Origin of the sequence: Hyphomonas atlantica corrig. (assembly GCF_017795365.1) — a bacterium.
Lineage (GTDB): Bacteria > Pseudomonadota > Alphaproteobacteria > Caulobacterales > Hyphomonadaceae > Hyphomonas > Hyphomonas atlantica.
Window position 1 is genome coordinate 2943507 of record NZ_CP051254.1, and the last position, 16053, is coordinate 2959559.

General features: G+C 58.3%; 12 protein-coding genes. 4 read left to right on the forward strand and 8 right to left on the reverse strand.

Annotated elements, in window-relative coordinates:
* Positions 1-53: 53 nt before the first annotated feature.
* The 5 genes from addA to tsaE are packed head-to-tail and all read right to left on the reverse strand — an operon-like array spanning position 54 to position 8878.
* Positions 54-3581 (reverse strand): double-strand break repair helicase AddA, encoded by a 3528-nt coding sequence (gene addA / locus HF931_RS14215; protein WP_273240588.1) that lies wholly within the window; start codon positions 3579-3581, stop codon positions 54-56.
* On the reverse strand, positions 3574-6654 hold the full coding sequence (gene addB / locus HF931_RS14220) for a double-strand break repair protein AddB (protein WP_273240590.1): 3081 nt from the start codon (positions 6652-6654) through the stop codon (positions 3574-3576). Before addB ends, addA begins: the two co-directional genes overlap by 8 nt.
* Positions 6620-7348: a nucleotidyltransferase family protein gene (locus tag HF931_RS14225; RefSeq protein ID WP_035550312.1), complete on the reverse strand. Its 729-nt coding sequence runs from the start codon at positions 7346-7348 to the stop codon at positions 6620-6622. Before HF931_RS14225 ends, addB begins: the two co-directional genes overlap by 35 nt.
* Entirely contained in the window at positions 7348-8421 is a 1074-nt protein-coding gene (locus HF931_RS14230) for an aminoglycoside phosphotransferase family protein (protein WP_241764161.1), read from the reverse strand. Before HF931_RS14230 ends, HF931_RS14225 begins: the two co-directional genes overlap by 1 nt.
* A gap of 1 nt (position 8422) precedes the next feature.
* Positions 8423-8878, reverse strand: a complete 456-nt coding sequence (gene tsaE / locus HF931_RS14235; protein ID WP_035550351.1) for a tRNA (adenosine(37)-N6)-threonylcarbamoyltransferase complex ATPase subunit type 1 TsaE — start codon at positions 8876-8878, stop codon at positions 8423-8425.
* A gap of 164 nt (positions 8879-9042) precedes the next feature.
* Here tsaE and HF931_RS14240 point away from each other — a divergent pair, with 164 nt between their 5' ends.
* The 3 genes from HF931_RS14240 to HF931_RS14250 all read left to right on the forward strand — a co-directional run bounded on the left by HF931_RS14240 (position 9043) and on the right by HF931_RS14250 (position 11553).
* Positions 9043-10293, forward strand: coding sequence for an NAD(P)/FAD-dependent oxidoreductase (locus tag HF931_RS14240; protein ID WP_035550308.1), 1251 nt, complete (start codon positions 9043-9045; stop codon positions 10291-10293).
* A 17-nt stretch (positions 10294-10310) separates the two neighbouring features.
* Positions 10311-10631: a 2Fe-2S iron-sulfur cluster-binding protein gene (locus HF931_RS14245; RefSeq protein ID WP_035550306.1), complete on the forward strand. Its 321-nt coding sequence runs from the start codon at positions 10311-10313 to the stop codon at positions 10629-10631.
* A gap of 133 nt (positions 10632-10764) precedes the next feature.
* On the forward strand, positions 10765-11553 hold the full coding sequence (locus HF931_RS14250; RefSeq protein ID WP_035550304.1) for a thioesterase family protein: 789 nt from the start codon (positions 10765-10767) through the stop codon (positions 11551-11553).
* A gap of 1 nt (position 11554) precedes the next feature.
* Here HF931_RS14250 and HF931_RS14255 read toward each other — a convergent pair whose 3' ends face one another.
* Positions 11555-12445, reverse strand: a complete 891-nt coding sequence (locus HF931_RS14255; RefSeq protein WP_273240593.1) for a toll/interleukin-1 receptor domain-containing protein — start codon at positions 12443-12445, stop codon at positions 11555-11557.
* A gap of 150 nt (positions 12446-12595) precedes the next feature.
* Here HF931_RS14255 and ychF point away from each other — a divergent pair, with 150 nt between their 5' ends.
* The gene (ychF, locus tag HF931_RS14260) at positions 12596-13693 is read left to right on the forward strand and encodes a redox-regulated ATPase YchF (protein ID WP_273240595.1); all 1098 of its coding nucleotides are present in this window, start codon (positions 12596-12598) and stop codon (positions 13691-13693) included.
* A gap of 12 nt (positions 13694-13705) precedes the next feature.
* Here ychF and HF931_RS14265 read toward each other — a convergent pair whose 3' ends face one another.
* Complete coding sequence (locus tag HF931_RS14265) at positions 13706-14782, reverse strand: acyltransferase family protein (protein WP_273240597.1); 1077 nt, start codon at positions 14780-14782, stop codon at positions 13706-13708.
* Complete coding sequence (locus HF931_RS14270; protein WP_273240599.1) at positions 14779-15858, reverse strand: ATP-grasp domain-containing protein; 1080 nt, start codon at positions 15856-15858, stop codon at positions 14779-14781. The genes HF931_RS14265 and HF931_RS14270 overlap by 4 nt, the downstream gene beginning before the upstream one ends.
* Positions 15859-16053: the final 195 nt, after the last annotated feature.

Consider the following 16053-nt stretch of genomic DNA (forward strand, 5'->3'; position numbering starts at 1 on the left):
CTCCTTCATGCTTTTGTTTCCGTTGGATCATACATAGGGACTCTTTCAGCAAGTCAAACCACGCTCTGCGCACCCTTTAGCGCTTCTAACAGCATCTCTTCAGGCAGGAACATCAGGCGCGGACCGTCGGTCCAGCAGAGAGCGGTGCGTATTTGCCGGCCCGGATAGGCCCGGCGCAAAACGGCCCAATAGGCCGCCATCTGAGCCCGATAGGTCTCCGCCACCCCCTCGGGGGACTCCGGAGCGGGCTGATCAGTCTTGAAATCCACAATCAGAACTTCGTCTTGTGTCACGACCAGTCGGTCCACCCGACCATTCACGATCAGACCATCTGGCAATTCTGGAGCAGACCCCACAATCGCCGCCTCCGCCCGGCCGCCTGGCTGAAAGAGCGTCTGCATCTCTGGCGCATCGAGAATACCGAATACAGCCTCGGCCATCTCCTCCCGCTCACCGTCTTCCAGGTCCGGCAAACGGGCAAGATATTTGTCGGCAGAATCAATCCGCGCCTCTTTGGGAAGCGCAGGCAGGTATTCCAGCAAAGCGTGGATGATCCGGCCTCGACGGAGACGTTCCTGCCGGGTCTGGCTGAATGGCGCGAGCACAGGCGTCTTGCGGCCCAGAAGGCTGGACGGCGCTCCGAAACGGCGTGCGCTGCCTGGCTGGTCTGGTGAGGTCGAGACCCAGTTCGGCAGATCGGCCAAAGCATGTCTACCATCCTTGCTTGGCGCAAGCTTGGGCGGCAAGTCGCCAAACCGGTGGACGCCATACTCGTCGGCATCGCCGCCGAGCTTGTTCATCGCAGTTTGGCACAAGGCATACCAGCTTCGGTCATGATAGCCTGGCGGTCGCGCGCCGTGCCAATGCCCGGCGATGATCAATCTGTCTTGTGCCCGCGTTAGGGCTACATAGAGCAATCGACGAAATTCTTCTTCGGCTTTGGCATTGGCGATGGCACGTTCCAGCTCTGCTGCTGGCACGTCGCTATCTTTCCTGGGAGACCAGACTGGCATGCCATCCACGTCGAACATGGTGGAAGAAACGCTCTTTGGGCCAGCTGTCGTATCCGGCATCACAACCACCGGCGCCTGCAAGCCTTTTGCTCCGTGCACCGTCATTACGCGCACCTGCCCCTCCGGCGCAGCAAGGTCTCGTTTGATCTCTACGAGCTTCGCTTCCATTTCAGCGACAAAAGCCTGAAGGGATGAAGGCTCGGATGCATCAAAACCCTGAGCGCGCGAGAGCAATGCCTCAACCGGATCGTGCGCGGGTGTGCCGAGCCGGGCATTGATCTTTTCCCACCCTGTCTTCCCGTCCGCACCCGGCACATCCAGAACTTCAGAGAGAAATTCGTAAGGCGGCTTTCTCTTGTTGGCGATCAGGCCGGAAAGAAACCTGGACGCCTGCTGCACGTCTGGATCGGAACTCGCCTGAACACGCGACCACAATGTCTCCCCTCGCCTGCGCTCCGAAGCGAGCGGATAGAGATATCTATCATCGTCCACGAGGCCAACAAACGGCCCCCTCAGAATTTCGGCGAGCGCCAGGTCCCTTTCGGGTAACAGCGCGAACCTCATGAGGTTCAGGCAGTCCTGCACGGCAATGTGGTCGGTAAGCTTCAGCCTGTCTGCGCCTGCAACAGGTAGTCCGGCAGCCTTCAAGGCAGAAATCATCGCGTCAAACAAGCCGCCTGTCCGACTGCGAACGAGAATCAGAATGTCTTCCGGTCGCATTGCACGCCGTTGCCAACTCCGGTCAGGCAGTTCTTCCCAGACAGCCTCGCCGCGCTTTACCATGGCCTTCAGCTCTTGCGCCAGTCGTGTCGCAAGGCGCGCTTTAGGCGAACTTGACCTCATAGCGTTCACCGGACGGGACCAGGCGTCAGCATCTTCGTCCTCATCCCGCTCATCGACGGACCACAATTCCACGAGCCCCTCTTGACCCGCGCGGCGCGCCGTATGCTTCACGCCCTCGGCGGAGAGCGATGGATGCGTGCCCGCTGCCACATCGATAGGTGGTGCTGAATTCCATACCGCATCCACAAAACTCAGAATTTCCGGCGACGAACGGAACGACATTTCCATCGTCTGCGACTCGGCGGTGGAATCCCGACGCACATAGTCCTGTTCCTGCGCGCGCAGCTTTGCGGGATCGGCGCCCTGAAAGGAGTAAATGGACTGTTTCTCGTCTCCCACGACAAATAGCGTTCGTGGGTCCTGCTGGCGCTCTGCACCCTGCCCCGCGGCGAACTCGTTCGTCAGGGCGTTGATCAATTCCCATTGTTCAGGGCTGGTGTCCTGCGCTTCATCAAGCAGGATGTGACTGATACCGCCATCAAGCTTGTAGAGCACCCAGTCTGACATTCCGGTCCGTGTCAGGAGGTCTCGTGTCTTGCGGATGAGATCATCGAAGTCCAGAGCCCCACGTCGCCGTTTTTCTTCCTGATAAGCGACCAGCGCGTCCAGACCAACCGCCAACAATGCTGATGTACGCTCAACCGTCTCGGCTAGCTTCAGCTTCGCAGCAACTTTATCCACTCGCGCGACCTCTGAGCCCGTTTCGGCTTTCGTTGCAAACAGGGAAACAACATTATCGTCCTTGCCTGCTTCCGCGTTATACAGAGACTTGTACGGATTTCCGGTCGCACCGAAAAAGGCACGCCGGTAGCACTCCCAGCGCCGCACTGGATCTTCTTCACTCAACGCGGCCTCGACAGCATCGGCGGTCCGCGTGTCATCCCGCTTTCCGGAAGCTCGCAAGCTGATCAGCGCTTCTCGCAATGCGTCAATCGGCATTTCCTCACCCATCGCAAGCGACAGGATTTCAGACGGGCTCGCCTCTGGCGCATTCAGTCCGTCAACCAACGCAGCACGCATTCGGTCTTGATCAAAGTCATACTGCTCGGCAAACTCCAGATACATGTTCATCTGGTAGCGCATCGCATCAAGCGCGACGTCTGCGCCATCATGGCCGCCCTCTAATGCGAGCACGTTTAGCGCTTCGGGTGCGACCTCCGCCGCTTTCAGAACAGCGTCTGCACGAACAGTCTGCCAGATGGCTTGCGCCTCTTCTTCCTCAATTTCCGCGAAACCTGGCAACACACCAGCCTCCAGTGGGAAGCGCCGCAGGATACGTGCACAGAAGGCATGAATGGTCTCGATACGTAGACCACCTGGCGTTTCAAGCGCGCGAGCAAACAGAGCCCGCGCCGCCCGCAAATCGTCGGTTTCATATGCGCTGACAGGTCGGCCTTCCAGTCGAGACAACTCTTCGCGCAGCTCTTCGTCGCGCATGATCGACCATTTTCCGAGCGTACGGAACAAGCGAGACAACATCTCGTTGGCCGCCGCCTTTGTGTAGGTGATACACAGGATGGAGTCCGGCTTCGCACCGGGGCGGCCATCTTCGCGCCTGAGCAGAAGACGAGCAACCCGGTCGATCAGCACCTTGGTCTTGCCGCTGCCTGCATTGGCCATCACAAAGACCGGGTGCGAGGGATCTGCGGACGCGAGCTGCGCCTTGTTGGCACGCAAATAGTCTTCGGTGTCTTGCGGTTTGTCCGTCAGCTTCACATCAGACATCACCGGCCTCCCCGTCTTCTGTGTCACCTGCCCATTCGGCGCGACGCGCGAGCAGATTGTAGCCATTGTCGTACTTGACGAACTTGACCCGTGGTGCAGACAGGAATTGTGCAGACGGCTCACGATAGGCCTCAATCAGGCGCAACAATCCCTCTTCTGCGATAACCGCCATCTCCGCTGGTTCAGTCGGCAGACTATGCTTCCCGCCGAGGCTAAAGGCATCTGGCTTGGCCTTGAAGGCAACGTAATGAAGTTGATCGACGCGCGCGGCTGGAACGCCCTCATAGCCCCCCTTCTGCGCGATCAGGGCCTGGAGCGGCATTTGCTGGCTAAGGCCCGTCGCGACTTCCTTGTCACGCGGTGGATTGCCAGTCTTGAAGTCCACAATAACGAGGTCCCCAACCGCCGTGCGCTCAATGCGGTCAGCGGTGGCTGAAAGTGTGAAAGCATGCCCGCCAACTTCGTAGTCGATCCGCCCTCTGACTTCCTGCTTCAGTCGCCCACCTGACGTATCGCGCTGACTGCGCCAGACGAGAAACCAATCGACGGTGCGCTGCCAGACGGCCTCTCGGGCGGCCCAAGCATCCGCAGGCTCGCCTACGCGAAGCAATTCCTGCCGGAGCAACGCCATGAGTTGTTCGGATGTTTTGGGTCTCCCGTCTTCCTCGAAAAGTTCGAGAGCGCGGTGAATGGCCGTGCCACGCGGCGCAGGTCCAAGATCATCGTTCAGGGCATCCACGGTCGACAGCCCCAGCACTTGCTCACACCACAATGCATAGGGGTCTCTCTGCAGGAGATCGACGCGCGTCGCCGAAAGACGCTTTGGCCACCCTTCCGGCCGTGCGCTGGGCGTAGGCTCGGCATTGAAATCGGGGAGTGAATCGACACCGTCATTCTTCAGCGCCTCGACAAGGTCGACAGGGTCAAACACCGTTGGCTCCAGATGCGCTGCCGCGTCCTTGCCCAATGCGCCTTCCGCCAGCGTTTTCAGACGCCAGACCCAGCGAGACGCGACCGCTGGAGCATCATTGCGACGCGCCGAATAGACCAGCGTCACGTCTGGAGCACAAGCAAGTTGGGCAAAGTCATGCGCCGCAAGACCCATCCGCTCTTCCGGGTCCCCAAGACCCAATCGCGCCCGAAAATGTCGCGGAAGAAACGCGTCAGCTGCCGGTCGTTTCGGCCAAACGTCTTCATTCAGTCCAGCGAGAATGACGCGGTCTGCTGTCTGCAGGCGCGCCTCCAATGGCCCCCAGATAGACAATTGCGGATGCTCCGCCTCACCGAAGCTGACCGTCATCTGGGCCGCTTGAGCATTTACCAGATCTGCCAGCGCCGATGGCTTCATCGGGCCAAGTGATCCCGATACGTCTCGGACAAATTCCAGCAAGCGACTTGTGGCCACCCCGTCTTCGCCGGCCCAGGGCATTGGCGTCTCGCTGACCGCTTCCGACAAAGCTGCAATGCGCTCTATCGCTTCAGCCCCAGTGACATCTTGTAACTGGCTCAGATCAGCCCGCGCATGATCGAAATGCGAAATGAGGTTTTGGACCAGATCAATTGCTGCAATCTGGTGATCCGATTTGAACTGAGGATAGGGCTCGATCGTGTCCCGCAAGCGTATACTCTCAACTAACTCGGCGAGGGATCGCCAACGGCGTGGACCACGCAGGAAATACAATTCCAGATCCGCAAGCCCCTCAACGGGCGCCGCGAGTTCGTGCGACAGGACAGACATCATCAGAACCGGATCGCCCGGATCAACCGCCCATTTGGCGCAGAGTCCCACAAAACTGCCCGCTGCAGTGCGCCCCACCGGAATACCGGCAGAAGGCGGTACGTTTATGTTCCACCGCTTCAACAAGGCCGATACCCGCCGGGCAAGGCCAGCGTCCGGGGTGACAAGCGCCGCCGTACGGCCCTCAACTTCAAGAGTTTCCCGCATGATCAGAGAAATGGCGGAGGCTTCGGCAGGTTCATCCGGCGCCTCAATCAGGGACAAGCCATCCAACGCCTGCCTCGCGAAGGTCGCAACATCCGTCTCCGCACTTGCAGCGAGTTGATCAAGCGTGTCACGCCAGTCGGCAGTAGCATCTGCAGGTGCCAGCGCCTCCATGATCATGCGGCGGCGTGCATAGCGGTGAGGGTTCGCCTGGCTTCGTGGCCACTCCGCGACATCGCCGGGATCAAGCTTCAAGTCCTGCAGCGTACTCATCAGAGCATTCTGGGGATGTCCGATCTCGGACAGAATCGCGAGACGCTGCTCTTCGGACACATCCCTATCAAGCCCGGGAAACACGACCAACCCCTTCGGCAGTTGAAGCGCAGCCTTCATCAGCGCACGCCCTGAAGGCGTTGCGCCAGTAGAACCCGCTATGATAACGGGCGCCTGAGGCATAGCGCTCTGCCACGCATTTGCGGTCGCTTCAGCCGCCAGCAGGCGCCGTTCGAGTGGGTCGGCAGCTCCCTGTTCTTTCAGAAACGCTGGCCATGCCGTTGTGATGATTTCAAGGAACTTCGCTGAGTTTTCCCAATGCTGGGCGAGGTCTGCTTCCTTCACCAGATCAGGAAGGCCGCTCCAGTCGGCCTCTGCGCTAAGATGCGCCTGATCCAGCAGACGCGCGAGTTCGTTTGCTGCGGCAAGCGCGGACGAAGGCGGCACGTCCATACCGGAACTATTGCGATAATAGGCTTGCACCAGCGCCGCCAAATTCCCCAATCGCGTGGCAGACGTTACGGCTGGCGGCAGGTCCGTTTCGGATATCTCTGCAACAGGAGGCGCCTCATCGCTTTCAAGATCCCCCATCGCGCGGATATCCGGTGACAGGATCGGCGTTTCATTTGCGGCGAGATACAGCGCCGCCGACAACTCACGTGCGGATCGCCTGTTCGGCACATAGATCGTCGCATCAGCGAGCGCATCTGGATTCCCGGAAAGGTTCACGGCGTGGGCCAGTTCCGTCGCGAGGGCCTTCAGGAAGTTTTCGCCGGGCGGGATGGACCAGGCCTTCGACGCCCCGGCACCGAAAATATTCGGATCACTGACCATGACAGCGCAACCACGTCTCAGCATCCTTCAACGCGTCCGGATCGCCGACATGGAGCCAGAAATCATCCAGCGGCAGACCGTGCAATCGCCCCGCCTCAACCAGTGGCCCCCAGATACGCCAGGCAACTGAAAACCGCTCAACCTCCAGCCCGGCAAATGCCTGAGGCTTCAGAATGCGAACGCCTGCATACGCCCAAGGGGCTGAGGGATTGTCACCACGTCGGGACAGGCTGCCGGTTTCGGACCGAATAAAGTCCCCCGCGCCACCATATCCGAGGCTGCGCTGGGTGTCGGCCAATAGCAGGAGTTCATCCATGCGATCAGGATCAAACACCTCAGCCAGCTGAACAAACGGCGCTGGATCACCGCGCCCCCAGAACGCATCAGTATTGACGACAAAGATAGGATCCTCGCCGAGCAAAGGCGCTGCCTTCGCCAGCGCCCCGCCTGTTTCAAGCACTTCGCCGCGCTCGTCAGATACAATCACGTCTGCACCTTCGATGCCGGAAACATGGTTTTCCACCTGATCGGCCAGCCAATGCACATTAACGACAATCCGCTTCACACCGGCCGCAATCAGCGGCTCGATCATACGGTCCATAAGACGCTTTCCGGACACTTCAATCAGCGGCTTCGGGCACGTATCCGTCAGCGGCCTCATCCGTGTGCCCAACCCGGCGGCGAGCACCATGGCCGTATGCGGAACTTCAATCGGCATCAGGATTCCTCAAATACAAAAGGTGTCGTTTCCCGTACGAAAGCCTCCATGGAAGCCAATGCAGGATGAGACAGGTTGCGCGCGAGTAGTTTCAACTGTCGTGGCTGGAATGTTCCGTAGCGCGGCTTCCCATCGCGGTGTTGAAGCCTTGAAAACACACCTGCAATGCGCAGCGCGTTCAGCGCTCCAATTACAGCGAGCCGTTCGTCGAATGCCTCACGCGCCTTTCCGGTCTGGTCGAGATAATGCCGGATGGCGGCCTCTGATGCCGCTTCGGACACTTCCCTTCGCGCATCCTGTGTCAGCATTGCCATATCCCAGGCGTCCCAGCCTTTCACCGCATCCTGAAAGTCCAGCAATGCAATGCGATCGCCCCCGAGCCACAGCAGGTTCTCAGCATGGTAATCGCGCAGCGTGAACACGCGCGGAAACGACATCGCTTGTTCGATCAACGCATCGCGCTCCTGTTCCCATTTGGCTCGCGCGGTTCCGCTGAGCGCTTTGCCACCAGCTTCCACCGGCAGCCAATCTGCATAGAGATCCGCGTTCGAGGCCAGAGCGAGGCGGTCAAACTCCAGGATCGGCCAATGCTCATTGCCGTCCGAGACGACATCAGGAATTGGATGAGCGTGCAGCCGGGCCAGCATGTCAGCGGCAAGCGTGTAGGCTGGAACCTCAAGCTCCGGCGTGCGCTCCAAATGACGCGCGAGTTCCATCCCGTCTCCGAAATCCTGCAACAGCGCGAGGCCAGCTTGCGTGTCATGGGCCAAGACCTTTGGCGCCTCAAAGCCGAGCGAACGCAGATGATTGGCGATCAGCACAAATGCATCCACGCGCGATGCGGCCAGCCGCGTCTGGGCGTTCCACCCCATCGCAGTGCGCGTCGCGTCGTCGGCATCCGGTGGGCACGGATCCGCCTCAATGCGTGGAGCATCCATGAGCATGGCCGTTGTCCCATCTGGCATCGCCAGCCGAATGTAGCGGCGCGTAGAGGCATCTTGCCCAAGTGGCAGCAACACCGCGTCCCCCCAACCATGCTGGGAGAGGAATGCGGCGATCAGTTTATCACGCATGCTAGAATCGAAACTCATCGCACCGTTTCTGCCAGTCTTCGCCATGCGGTTCCAGCGTAACGCGCCGATGCTCACCCTCGAAGTCAAAGACAATGTCGAGACGCCAGGCTGGCAGCCGCGAACCGGCCTTGTCTGGCCATTCGATCAGCGCCACGCCGTCTTGGGTTTCATCCCAGCCGATTTCGTCCATCTCATCGGGCGACTCAAGGCGATACAGGTCAAAATGCCAGACCGGAAACTCTGGCCCATCATAAGCTTGTACCAGCGTGTAAGTGGGGCTGGGCACGTCCTCAACAACAGGCACCAAAGCGCAGATCAATCCGCGACTGAACGTCGTCTTGCCGGCACCAAGCCCGCCATGCAGGGCAATCACATCCCCCGGCTTCACCAGGCTTGCCAGCTCCGCACCTAATTGAAGTGTACGGGCTTCGTCTTCTAGTTCGTAAGTCTGAGTCATCACATTCTGCATATAAAAGAGAACCAGGAGACACCATCGTTTCCTGTCGAAATTGCGGCAATTGGCGTGGTGACATGCCTTGCGGTAACAGGCAGACTGGCCTAGAAACAGGAAAAATGACGCATGCGTCATGAATTGACGCTACGTAGCCGGGGAACGGGATTTTGGATCTTACGGACGCAAAACGAATTGTGGTGCTTGGCGGTGGTCAGGCCGCAGCACAGGCGATCCAGTCTCTGCGAATGGGTGGCTATGACGGCGAGCTGACACTTGTCGGCGCCGAAGCCGCCCTGCCTTACCAGCGTCCACCCCTGTCAAAAGCCTACATGAAGGGCGAGTTTGCCGAGGAACGCCTCTATTTCAAACCAGCGGCCTGGTACGAAGACAACAATGTGGATCTGGTCCTTTCGACCCGCGCCACCGCGATCAATCGAGCAGACCGGACCGTCGAAATCGAACATGGAGGCAAGCTCGACTATGACGCACTGATCATCGCCACCGGATCGCGCCCGCGGAACCTGCCGATTGAAGGCGCCAATCTCGAACATGTCTACGCGCTGAGGGATTTGGCTGATGTGGAGCGCATCCGCCCGCAAATGGTCGCAGGCCGCTCCATCGTTATCGTTGGCGCTGGCTATATCGGGCTCGAAGCAGCTGCCGTCGCCCAACAAATGGGCCTGAAGGCAACCGTGCTTGAGATGGCACCGCGCGTTCTTGCTCGCGTGACCAGCCCCGTCATGAGTGAGTTCTACGAGAACGAACACCGCCGGCAAGGCGTGGACATCCGAACAGAAACCAGCCTCTCGAAGCTCGAAGGTACGGAAGATGGAGCCGTCTCGAAAGCTGTGTTGAGTGACGGAACAATTTTGGACGCAGATATCGTGCTCGTCGGGATTGGCATTCTGCCCAACGAAGAACTCGCCAAGGACGCGGGGATCAGTTGCAATAACGGCATCCTGGTTGATCGCGACGCACGTACATCTGATCCGAGAGTGTTCGCGGCGGGCGATTGCGCGAGCCGTCCGCTTGTTCACTTCGGACGCTCCGGCCGTCTGGAAAGCGTTCACAATGCGATTGAGCAAGGCAAATTGGCCGCCGCGGCAATTCTCGGCAAGTCACGGCCTGTCGAAGACTGCCCCTGGTTCTGGTCCGACCAATATGACCTGAAACTTCAAATCGCAGGCCTGAGCGAAGGGTATGACCAAATCGTCGTGCGCGGAAATCCGGAAGACCGCAAATTCGCTGCCTTTTACCTGAAAAACGGCACACTCATCGCGGTGGACGCGATCAATAGCCCGCCGGAGTTTCTGGCGTCGAAAAAGCTCATCATGTCAGGTGCAAAAATATCGGCTGACATTCTGGCAGATACATCAATATCAATGAAAGAGATTGCCGCTAAAGCATCGGCAGCTTGAAGGAGAGAAACCGGCCCATGGCGAAAATTACCTATATCGATCACGACGGCACTGAGCGTGTCGTAGAGGCACAGAACGGCGAGACCGTAATGGAAGCCGCGATCAAGAATTCCATCCCCGGCATCGATGCCGATTGCGGCGGCGCCTGCGCCTGCGCCACGTGCCATGTCTATGTGGACGCAGCCTTCATGGATAAGGTTGGCGAACAGGAAGAGATGGAAAAGTCCATGCTGGATTTTGCCGAGAACGTTCAGGAAAACTCCCGCCTGTCCTGTCAGATCACCGTATCGGACGCGCTGGACGGTCTGAAGGTGACCACACCGGAAAGCCAGCACTAGTCTGAACCTTGAAACGCAATCCACAACGCCCCGGTCAAAGCTGGGGCGTTTTTGCATCTGGATGCCCCAGCGTTACCAGTTGGTTCTTTTCCGGAACTGACTAAGTCTGAGCGGCAAGATACGGAGACTTTCAATGGACTTCACATCCCTCATGGAGAGCGGCAAGCAGACCGGAGACCGGTCAATATCTTTTCACATTCCCGAAACCTGGATGCAGGGGCGCACGACCTATGGCGGCCTGACATCCGCGCTCTGCCTGAAGGCCGCGCTGCCAACATCGGGCGGACGACAGATCCGCTCCGCCCAAGTGGCCTTTGTCGGCCCCGTTTCCGGTGACGTCGAATGTACCGCCACACTGCTGCGTGAAGGCAAGAACACCGTGTTCACAAGCGTGCGGATGACCGGCGAGACCGGAGTAGCTGCCGAAGCCATCTTTGCATTCGGCGCACACAGGGAGTCCCGGCTGAACTTTGCTAACCTCCCCGCGCCGGACGTCAGCACCCCGGAAGAAACGATGTCCTTCTTCGGAGATTCAAATCGCCGCCCGGCCTTCACGCGGAACTTCAATATGAGATTGGCCGCAGGTCAGCCGCCTATGTCGGGTGCAGACAAGGCCGACATGTCCCTATGGATGCGTCACAAGGATGGGGCCGTCGCGCCAAGTGACATTTCTGTTCTGGCGCTGGCGGATGCCCCGCCCCCAGCGTCCATGGCCATGCTGACCGAACCAGCCTTGATCAGTTCCATGACCTGGATGGCGGAGTTCCTGACGGACGATATCCAGACGGATGACGGCTGGTTCCTTGCCCGCCACATCGCGGAAGCGTCAAAGGATGGATACAACAGTCAGGCAATGACACTCTGGAATACGCGCGGTGAGCCAATCATGATCGGCCGGCAGACGATCGCGATGTTTGCGTAATCTAGTCTTCGGAGTCTGGCGTTTCGGTGTCATTGATAATCGGGCCAGGCTCCAACACTTTCAGGAGCGAAGCAGGAACCTCTCCAACGGGACAGGCCTGTTGCAGAACATAAGCGTTTCCAACACCTGGCGCACTTGCGTGAACCGGAGCTGCAATCGTCTGCGACCGAAAGATCCAGCTGAGGAAGAACATCGCGAACACAGCAGCACCTACAGCCGCGAGCGTGCCCCACCCCATTCCGAGCGGATCGGATGCCTTGGTCGCATTTGTGGCAACAGGCTTGCGAACGGCGCTCTGGCTCGGGACAGGCTTGACGGAAGCTTTCGCCAGCGCTGCAGCGCTCGCAGTTTCTGCGGCTGGCGCAGGCTTGATGCCCATCGCCTTCTCGCGCTTCTTCTTGTCGTCGATAGCAATTGGATCGTCTGGATGCGCCGCGATCCAATCGGCCCGGGCATCTTCGTCCTTTTTGCCATACCCCATCCATTCGCGCAGATCGGACCGGCCAGCACGCTGCCCGAGCTCTTCGATCATCTTGTAAAAGCCTTCCGGCGTCTTGCGGGAGGTCATGCCTTCAATAGAAAAGCGCTTGTCGCTCTTGAACGGCTCATAGGGAATGGTTCTGTCGAGGCTTGTCTGAACGAGCATGCCAGGACGTGAATGGCCCACCGAGGCCGCTGCTCGCACCCAATCACTTTTCACCGCATCCTTGGACCACATGACCAGCATGTATTCGGAATTGCCCGCATTGCGCGCATCCTTGGCGTCAAACGTGGTGTCGGTCTGTTTCTGATCAAACCAGACCTTGAACTTCAGGGAGCGTAAACGCCGCGCGACAAGCTTCGCCATGTCGCGATCCTCGATCGCCGAGACCAGAAAAACATCATACGCCATGTGCGCGCCACCTCTTGAAGTAACAGGCCAAGCATACCCATAGACCCTTAACATTCCACCCAATTCCGCTGTGAGGCGATATTTCAGTCTGTTTTTCGGCTGAGAATACCGCTAGTTGCGCGGCGTAACCAATTATTCGGGAGCTCTCTCATGGGTTTCAAATGCGGCATCGTCGGCCTCCCAAATGTGGGTAAGTCCACGCTCTTCAACGCGCTTACGCAAACAGCCGCCGCACAGGCTGCCAACTATCCGTTCTGCACCATTGAACCCAACGTCGGTGAAGTGGCCGTTCCGGAGCCCCGCCTTCAAAAGCTGGCCGAAGTGGCGGGGTCGAAGGAAATCATTCCCGCCCGCATGAACTTCGTGGACATTGCCGGCCTGGTTGAAGGAGCTTCCCAAGGAGAAGGACTGGGCAACAAATTCCTGGCCAACATTCGCGAGACGGACGCCGTAATTTACGTCCTGCGCTGCTTCGAGAATGACGACATCACGCATGTCAGCGGCAAGGTCGATCCGATCGCCGACTTCGAAGTCGTTGAAACAGAGCTGATGCTGGCCGATCTCGAAAGCCTCGAAAAGCGCAAGGCCGGCGTCGTGAAGAAAGCGAATTCCGGCGACAAGGAAGCGAAGGCGCAGGTGGCGCTGATCGACCTAGCACTCGCCGAATTGACAGAAGGTCGTCCTGCTCGCCGGGCAGAAGTCGCAAAGGACGACATCAAAGCCTGGAACATGCTGCAATTGCTGACATCGAAGCCAGTGCTATTCGTCGCAAACGTCGACGAAGAGAGCGCGGCGACCGGGAACGAATATTCCAAACGCGTCGAGGAACGCGCCGAACAAGAGGGCGCCGGGTGCGTCGTGATTTCAGCACAGATCGAAGCCGAGCTTGCGCTGCTGGATGATCCTGACCGCGGCGAATACCTGGAGACGCTCGGCCTGGAAGAGCCCGGCCTGACCCGGTTGATCCATGCCGGCTACGACCTGCTGGACTTGCAGACCTACTTCACCGCAGGCCCGAAAGAGTCTCGCGCCTGGACCATTCGCAAAGGGTGGACAGCGCCGAAAGCCGCCGGTGTCATCCATGGCGACTTCGAGAAGGGCTTCATTCGCGCCGAGACGATCGCCTTTGAAGACTATGTCGCGCACAATGGCGAAGCAGGCGCAAAGGAAGCTGGCAAAATGCGCGCCGAAGGCAAGGAATACGTCGTTCAGGATGGCGACGTGATGCTGTTTCGCTTCAACGTCTGATCCCTACGACAATTACTCCGCCGACAGCGAAGCGCGGCCCTTTCCTGAGCGTTTCGCTGTCAGGCCTGCCCATTTCGGCCGAACATACAGGAAGTTCAAAGCCGTGCCTCGGATCAGGGCATGGAACATGAGCGGCAGGCCGACAGCCAGGATAAGCCCCAGCGCACTGGCCAGCCCAATGTCGCCAAACGGCGCCCCGAATTTCGGCAGCACGAAACGCTCCATCAGGACGAGCGGAAATACGTAGGTCAGGTAAATGACGATTGAGTGCTGCCCGCAATAACGCAGGAAGTCAGCAGCCTTGAACCGTGTCAAAAGAGACGACACCACGCAGACGGCAGTGGCCCCTGCCATACCGAACACGAAACTGGTGATGACCTGCTCGTGAAGGTCCAAGGTAACAGCCCACCAATTTACCACGGCCCAGACCATCAGTCCGGCAAGCCAAATCAATGGCGCTTTCGCGGCGCGTTCCGCAAACTGGAATATCTGTGGCGCGAACGCGTAGCCGAGAAAGAAATAGACATACCGGTTGCAGAAGCGGTCGATGATACCCCAGCCTGTGTCGATAATGACGAGCTGATAAAGCGATTGAAGAATGAACGCCCCCGCAAACACAATCCATATCGGTACGTTGCGGAGCAAACGGGTCACAACATAGAAAACCGCCAGCATGTGCACGAACCAAAGCGAGTTGCTCGGTTCTACCAGGCTGAACAACCACATCTTCACGAAGTAGCCAGGATGCTCGACCATCCAGTCAAAGTGCAGAACAGGAAACTGCAGCGTCAGCCAGAGCAGGTAGAAATAGACGAAATGTACGATCTTCCGATCGACATAGCCGCTGAGCGGGCCGTGAATGCTCCGCCCAAGAAAAAGTCCCGCGACCAGGAAAAAGTCCGGAATTCGGAATGGCCGGGCAAAGTCCACCACAGGATGCATCCACCCCATGCCGTCCAACACTTGCTCAACACCATTCACGGTGTGCATCATCACAACGAGTATGATGCAAATCCCCTTTGCGTAATCGACCCAATCGATCCTTGCAGCAGGTATGGACGACGCGGCGTATTTCACGGTGTTGCTCATGCCGAAACAACCTCCTCAAATTCGCCTGTGCCGGTCTGAGGTGTTGCCGCCTGAAGACAGTCAGCCATCCAGTCGAAAGACTTCTGCACACGTTCAACAGCATGTCGCTCTTCAGAGAGCACGCTGGACTCTCCTTCCGGCAGCCAGAAATAAGGGTTCGCTTCCCATATCATGACCTGGCCATCGGGACGAATACTGTAGTCGACCGCTGCGATATCAAGACCGAGGCTCCGGACAGCCTGCACAAGATGGGCACGACCAAGCACTGGGCTGTTGAAGTATTGCTGATCCGCCTCAATCAACTCGTCAAGCAAATGTCGGTGATATCCGAATTTACGCGCTACGGCGCGATTGTGGCTGGATTCTCGGGAGAAAAGTGAATTTGAAAGACCTACGATAGGGCTTTTGGAGAAGAACAGATGGCTGGCCATGACCTGGTCGCCAATCACAAAGGCGCGTGCCTTGTGATGGTACTCGCGGAACAAGTGCGAAAACCCACCCCGTACGTCGCGGTACTCCTGGCGAATGTCATAGAGCCGCAGAACAGCTGATGCAGTGCCGGACGTCAGTGAGCAGCGTGCAAGATCTTCCTGATTTCGGACGATAGTCACATCGCGCTGTGCATGTTCGCAATCGCTCCGCACAATGCAGGGCTTCCCCAACTCGAATACTGCAGACCTCAGCTGAGAGTCATTCCGCACCAGACGAACTGCAGCGCTCGGCACCTTTTTTTCGCTCCAGATGCGCGCTTGCATCGTCTTGGACGTATTGCAAAGCGCATCTGGGTGGTTCAGCACTTTCAAACCGAGCGCCTCTGCCTCATCCGCGATAGCTTTGGCCTCTGTATAGCAATCTGGATATTTCTGTTGCAGCGGGTCGCCCAGCCAGAACACAATTGCACGCACGTCCGCCAAACTTGGAACGCCTGCTCCAGTCTCGTGAATTCGAATATCCTGGAGCAAAGAGTGGTTTGTTTGCGCCAAACGCTTCTGGAAAGCCTTTCCTGTCGGAACCTCCCGTCCACGTCCCTTGCCGTGAACCACTACCAGTATCTTGCTGTTCTGAGTCGTTTGCATACGCCGCAATCCCAATATCTGACATCGGCTCTGACGGCCGAGTTCTGTAGCGATATCAACGCAAGGCGCATGCCAAATTTTGGTCGCGAACCTTGGGATCCGTTCCGGACAGAGAGTCCAAGAGCACCTATCAGAAATTGTCGGACCAACATTCCAAAGGTCGAAACCGTCTCAGCACGCAAATTCTGTTGTGCG

Bases quoted from the DNA above. Each gene is read 5' to 3' on its own strand.
- addA (WP_273240588.1), bottom strand. From the start codon at position 3,581: ATGTCTGATGTGAAGCTGACGGACAAACCGCAAGACACCGAAGACTAT.
- addB (WP_273240590.1), bottom strand. From the start codon at position 6,654: ATGCTGAGACGTGGTTGCGCTGTCATGGTCAGTGATCCGAATATTTTC.
- HF931_RS14225 (WP_035550312.1), bottom strand. From the start codon at position 7,348: ATGCCGATTGAAGTTCCGCATACGGCCATGGTGCTCGCCGCCGGGTTG.
- HF931_RS14230 (WP_241764161.1), bottom strand. From the start codon at position 8,421: ATGCGTGATAAACTGATCGCCGCATTCCTCTCCCAGCATGGTTGGGGG.
- tsaE (WP_035550351.1), bottom strand. From the start codon at position 8,878: ATGACTCAGACTTACGAACTAGAAGACGAAGCCCGTACACTTCAATTA.
- HF931_RS14245 (WP_035550306.1), top strand. From the start codon at position 10,311: ATGGCGAAAATTACCTATATCGATCACGACGGCACTGAGCGTGTCGTA.
- HF931_RS14250 (WP_035550304.1), top strand. From the start codon at position 10,765: ATGGACTTCACATCCCTCATGGAGAGCGGCAAGCAGACCGGAGACCGG.
- HF931_RS14255 (WP_273240593.1), bottom strand. From the start codon at position 12,445: ATGGCGTATGATGTTTTTCTGGTCTCGGCGATCGAGGATCGCGACATG.
- ychF (WP_273240595.1), top strand. From the start codon at position 12,596: ATGGGTTTCAAATGCGGCATCGTCGGCCTCCCAAATGTGGGTAAGTCC.
- HF931_RS14265 (WP_273240597.1), bottom strand. From the start codon at position 14,782: ATGAGCAACACCGTGAAATACGCCGCGTCGTCCATACCTGCTGCAAGG.
- HF931_RS14270 (WP_273240599.1), bottom strand. From the start codon at position 15,858: ATGCAAACGACTCAGAACAGCAAGATACTGGTAGTGGTTCACGGCAAG.